General features: G+C 37.4%; 3 protein-coding genes. All 3 read left to right on the top strand.

The annotated features are described in order from the left end of the window. The coding region (locus E7Z81_RS10905; RefSeq protein ID WP_292747728.1) for an Ig-like domain-containing protein at window positions 1-4,150 on the top strand (4,150 nt) is incomplete at its 5' end. 252 nt (window positions 4,151-4,402) lie between these two features. After that, entirely contained in the window at window positions 4,403-5,008 is a 606-nt protein-coding gene (locus tag E7Z81_RS10900) for an Ig-like domain-containing protein (protein WP_292747726.1), read from the top strand. A gap of 85 nt (window positions 5,009-5,093) precedes the next feature. Then, window positions 5,094-5,420: a TIGR04076 family protein gene (locus E7Z81_RS10895; protein ID WP_292747724.1), complete on the top strand. Its 327-nt coding sequence runs from the start codon at window positions 5,094-5,096 to the stop codon at window positions 5,418-5,420. Window positions 5,421-5,521: the final 101 nt, after the last annotated feature.

The following is a 5,521-nucleotide window of genomic DNA, read 5'->3' as shown; positions in this document are numbered from 1 at the left end:
TTCAACTATTGTAGTTAGTGAGAAGGAAGCCAGAGGCGATATAATTGTTCCTTCTTTGGATGATGTTAAAGTTGGAGATGAAGTGGCTGTCCATGTTCCTGGAGATGTGGATGTTTATGTTGATGGTGTTAAACAGACTCCTGATGAAAATGGAAATGTAACTCTTCCTGTTACTGCTGGTGAGCATACTGTTGTTATTGTTGCTAATGAGACTAAAGACAATAAAGCTGTCTTTGATGTAATCAATTATAATGTGGCTAAAAACGATGTTGAAATCAGTATTGAAAGCACTCCTAAAAAAGTAGGTGAAAAATCAACAATTACAGTTAACATAACTGAAGGCGCAACAGGAAGTGTTGTCGTCACAGTTGACGGTACAGATTATGTGCTTGACGCTTCAGACCTCAAACCTATCGAGGTAACATTCAACAGTGCTGATGATTATAAAATCTCTGTCAGATATCTCGGTGATGATAAGTACAATGCCCATGTTAATGAATCCACTATCAAAATAGCTGATAAGGCTTCAGCAAACATTAACATTTCAGAAATTCCATCACAAATTAATGTCGGAGATATTCATACATTTACAGTAACTGCCGATACTGATATAGTTGCATACATTGACGGTAAACAAGAGCCTATAGTTCATGATAAACTAACAATTGCAAACATGACTGCAGGATTACACAACATTACTATTGTTGCAGCAGGAAATGAGGATTATTATGCTGATGAAATTGTAAAAACATTCGAAGTTGTTAAAAAATCATCTGAAGTCATAATAACTCCAATCAGTGGTGTAAAAGCTGGTGAACTCGTAAATGTGGAAGTAAGTGCATACCCTGGAGCTAATATAATTGTCTATGTTGATGGTGTTGAAACCACTTCAATAGCTGATATTGCTTCAGGAACACATACTATCGTTGCAAGCGTAGAGGAAAGTGATGAATACCTTGCATCCAGTGCAAACCTAACATTTACAGTAACCAAATCCGATTTGGACATTTCCATATCCGCAATCCCTGAAATGGTCGGCAAAGCATCAACAGTAACAGTTGACATTGCTGATAATGCTACAGGAATTGTAGTGTTCAATGTAGGTGGCACAGATTATTCAATCAACTTATCCGATACCAATACCAAATCACTGGATGTTGTTTTACATGAACCTGGAAAATATGAAATTACAGCAAAATATTTAGGTGACGATAAGTTCAATGAAGCTGAATCCAATACAGTAACTATGGAAGTGCCTGACAGAAATTCAGCAACTATCAGCATAAATCCTGTTCAATCAGTAATTTATGCAGGTGATGATGCTGAGGTCACAATCACATCTGATAGCGGTGCTGATTTGACTGTTACAGTTGACGGTAAAAAATATGAACTTACAGGAAACTTGCTTACAATCAAAAATATTTCTGAAGGATCACATCTCATTCAGGTAACAAGTCCTCAGACCGCAGAATATAAACAGGCAAGCAATTCAACACTAATCAATGTAGTTAAAAAAGATTCAGAACTCACAATCATGCCGTTACAAACAGACATTTATGCTGGAGATGATGTTGAAGTTTTAATCACCAGTGACAGCGACGCCGATTTGGTTGTCAGTGTTGACGGTAAAATATATGAACTCAATGAAGGCGTATTGACTATCACAAACATTTCCGCAGGATTACACAAAATTGACGTTGTAAGTCCTGAAACCGGTGAATATAAACAAATCACTAACTCCACAATGATTGATGCAGTCAAAAAGGATACTGAGCTTAGTGTGGATGTTCCTCAGGGTATTGTTTTTGCTGGCAGTGATGTTGATGTTGTGATTACTTCTAACAGTGATGCAGGTTTGGTTGTCAGTGTTGATGGTGTTAATTATGATGCTGTTGATGGTGTTTTAACTATTAGAAATATTTCCGCTGGTTCTCATGCTGTTCAGGTTGTAAGTCCTGAAACCTACCAGTATAGTGCAGCAACCGGTGATGTAATAATCATTAACGCAGTTAAAAAGGACACTGAGCTTAGTGTGGATGTTCCTCAGGGTATTGTTTTTGCTGGCAGTGATGTTGATGTTGTGATTACTTCTAACAGTGATGCAGGTTTGGTTGTCAGTGTTGATGGTGTTAATTATGATGCTGTTGATGGTGTTTTAACTATTAGAAATATTTCCGCTGGTTCTCATGCTGTTCAGGTTGTAAGTCCTGAAACCTACCAGTATAGTGCAGCAACTTCCGATGTAATATTCATTGACGTAGTAAAACGTGATGTTGAAATATCTATTGAAGTTCAGCTGGACGAAATCTATGCAGGCGATGACGTGGAAGTTGAAATCATCTCAGACAGTGATGACATCACAGTCACAGTCGACGGAGTACTGTATGATGTTGAAGACGGATTCATCACAATAAGAAACATTTCAGCAGGAAGCCATACTATCGAAGCTGTAAAATATGAAGACGACAGATACAACGGATTTGATGCAATTGAAGTAATTGCTGTTGAAAAACAAACCTCAAAAGTATCAATCACAGTACCTCAAAACGTAAAAGCAGGTCAGGATGCAACAATTGAAGTTTCATCATATGACGGTGCAGACATTACAGTTTACATTGACGGTGTAAAACAGCAAGTAAAAGACGGTAAAGTAACCGTTAAAGCTACTGCAGGTGAACACACAGTAACAGCAAGCGTGGATGAAACATACACTCATTTAGCTTCCAATGACACTAAAACATTTGAAGTAACCAAACTTGATGCAGAAATTGATGTTTCAGTTACAAACGTTAGCGAGGGCCAACCAATCACAGTAACAGTCAACACAGACCTTGATGAAGGTATTGTTATTGTCAAAGTTGGAGACAAGGAAGCTGCAATTGATCTTGCTAAATCCAAATCCGCAAGCATCACTTTAGATGCTCCTGGAACATATGAAGTGTCTGCAACATATCTTGGAAGCGACATATATAACGCAGCCGAAGCTGAAAATTCAACTGTTGTTGTCAAAGCCAAAGAGGATTCAAAAGTAAACATTGAAATACCTCAAATCAAAGCGGGTGAAGACGCAAATGTTACTGTTGACATTCCTGGAGCAACCGGAAATGTTAGCGTAATCATTGACGGTAAGGAAAATATAGTTGCATTGGATGAAAACGGAAGGGCATCTGTTCCTGTTGAAGCAACAGCCGGTGACCACAGTGTAGTTGTCGTATATGATGGTGATGAAACACATGCACCTGCTCATTCTGCCTCCAGATTTAGTGTTGAAGCAGAACCTGAAAAAGTTGCTACAGAATTTGCTGACATTACTGTAAACGATAAAATCGTTACATTGGTATTGAAAGATGCTGATGGAAATGTCATCTCAGGGGCAAATGTTTCATATTCTGTAAAAGGTGTTTCAAAATCTGTTGTAACAGGTAGTGATGGTTCATTCAGTGTTGTTGGAGATTATGGAGTTGTAATAAGTATTGATTATGCCGGTGATGACAAATATCTTGCTGTCAATACCACTCTTAAATTTGAAAACATGGCTCCTGTAAAAACAGCTACTCTCATCAAGGCTGAGGACTTCTCACAATACTCTTGTGATTACTATGAGGGCGAACGTGGTGAAAACTTCACTTTCCAACTTAAGGATGTGAATGATAAACCAGTTGCAAATAGAGATATTTACATTGGTTATAACGGTGTAACAGTATACAGAACAACTGATGCAAACGGTTATGCGAGTGTTCAGATTAACCTGAAAAATGCAGGTTTATACACATTTGTAATAGTGTTCCTGGGTGATAACGATTACACCGCTTCCATGGCTGTACACAAAGTAACCATTGAAAAGAAAACTACATCAATATCTGCAAGTGCAAAAACATTTAAAGCTACTGTAAAAACCAAAAAATACACAGTAACCTTAAAAACTATCAAAGGAGCTTCCATAGATGGAAAAACATACTTGGCTGCAGGTAAAAAATTAACTTTGGATGTAAATGGCAAAATATTCAATGCAAAAACCAATGCTAAAGGCCAGGCTACCTTCAAGATTACCAACTTGAAAAAGAAAGGCACTTTCACAGCTAAGGTTTCATTTGCAGGTGATGTAAGCTACCAATCTGCAAGCAAATCCGTAAAATTAAAAATCAAATAGAAGTGTCCAATTCACTTCTATCTTTTTTTTATTTTCAGACTTAATTATTCACCATACCTTACAAAAAACCATTAATTTAATCTGTTGAAATTTCAATTATTTTCATCTGATAATTTAAAAATCTGTTTTTCACATGTTTGCCTTACATGTATAAATTCCAAATCATCATTTTCCTAAAATGCATATGTTGGGTATAGCAATTATTAAAAGCATGTTCAAACTAATAGTATTATGTAAATAAGGTGATATGAAATGGAGAAAAATCAGATAATTATTTTGGCTTTGATTGTTATTATCGCAGCCCTTCTTGTGGGCATGGTCGCAGTCATGATGCCAAATTTCGCAAAAAAAGATACAAGCTTAAAATTCAAAGGTAATGCAACAATAAAAGAAGGGGGCTCCATTCAAATTGAACTGACAGATGCAAATGGAAACCCTATATCCAATCAGAAAGTAAACGTTACAGTTACTGACAAGGACAAGTCAAGCGATTATCATTCAGTTGAAACCAATGGTAATGGTGTTGGAAAATTAAAGCTTGACAAGGATGCCGGAAAATACACAATAACTGTAGTTTACGGTGGAGACGACCAGCATAAAGGCTGCAATGCCACTAAAAAAATAACAATAAAGGAACAGGCTGAGGAGTCAGATTCATCTTCCTCATCATCCTCATCCTCATCTTCACAGTCCGCTTACGCATACAAGTCAGACGGAACACCGATGTACAGCCAGGCTGAAGTAGACCAGTACATGTACAATAAGTACGGTGCAGTAAACTACCATGTCGGCAGTAACGGTTATATGGATCTGGATGAACCTGGATTTGACGATGCGGGTCACTTTGTTGGATATTAATCAAAAGTAGGTGATTTTCACCTGCTACTTTTTTTATTTTTTCCTTACCATCAACATTATCATTGATTAAAACAAATTTTCTATTATGAAAAAGGTAAAAATTACAATCCTAAAAACAACTTTGCAGGAAGACTTGGCAAAGGAATACGGCGTTGAAGGCCTTTCAACATGTCCTTTGATGAGCGAAGGAGAAGTATACTATGCAGATTATGCAAAACCAGACGGGTTCTGCGATGAGGCATGGAAGGCAATCTATCAGTACGTTTTTGCACTGGCACACGGGGCGCAGGATATCTGGTACTATTCAGACTGGATTAAGACTCCTGGCGTTGCAATCGTATCCTGCAATGACGGCTTAAGGCCAGTCATCATGAAACTCGAATCAACTGACATCGAGTCAAAAGCAGAATAGCGATTTTTCTGTTTAGCCATTTTTAGGCTCTTTCAAAAACTTAAGTGATTTGGATCAAACTTAATTTTTTGGAGCATAATTTTTTTCTTTTCTAATTTTCC

Origin of the sequence: Methanobrevibacter sp., from assembly GCF_015062935.1 — an archaeon.
Classification (GTDB): Archaea; Methanobacteriota; Methanobacteria; order Methanobacteriales; family Methanobacteriaceae; genus Methanocatella.
This window is presented reverse-complemented; position numbering and strand designations above follow the sequence as displayed.

Coding starts and splice junctions, on each gene's coding strand:
- E7Z81_RS10900 (WP_292747726.1), top strand. CDS start 4,403: ATGGAGAAAAATCAGATAATTATTTTGGCTTTGATTGTTATTATCGCA.
- E7Z81_RS10895 (WP_292747724.1), top strand. CDS start 5,094: ATGAAAAAGGTAAAAATTACAATCCTAAAAACAACTTTGCAGGAAGAC.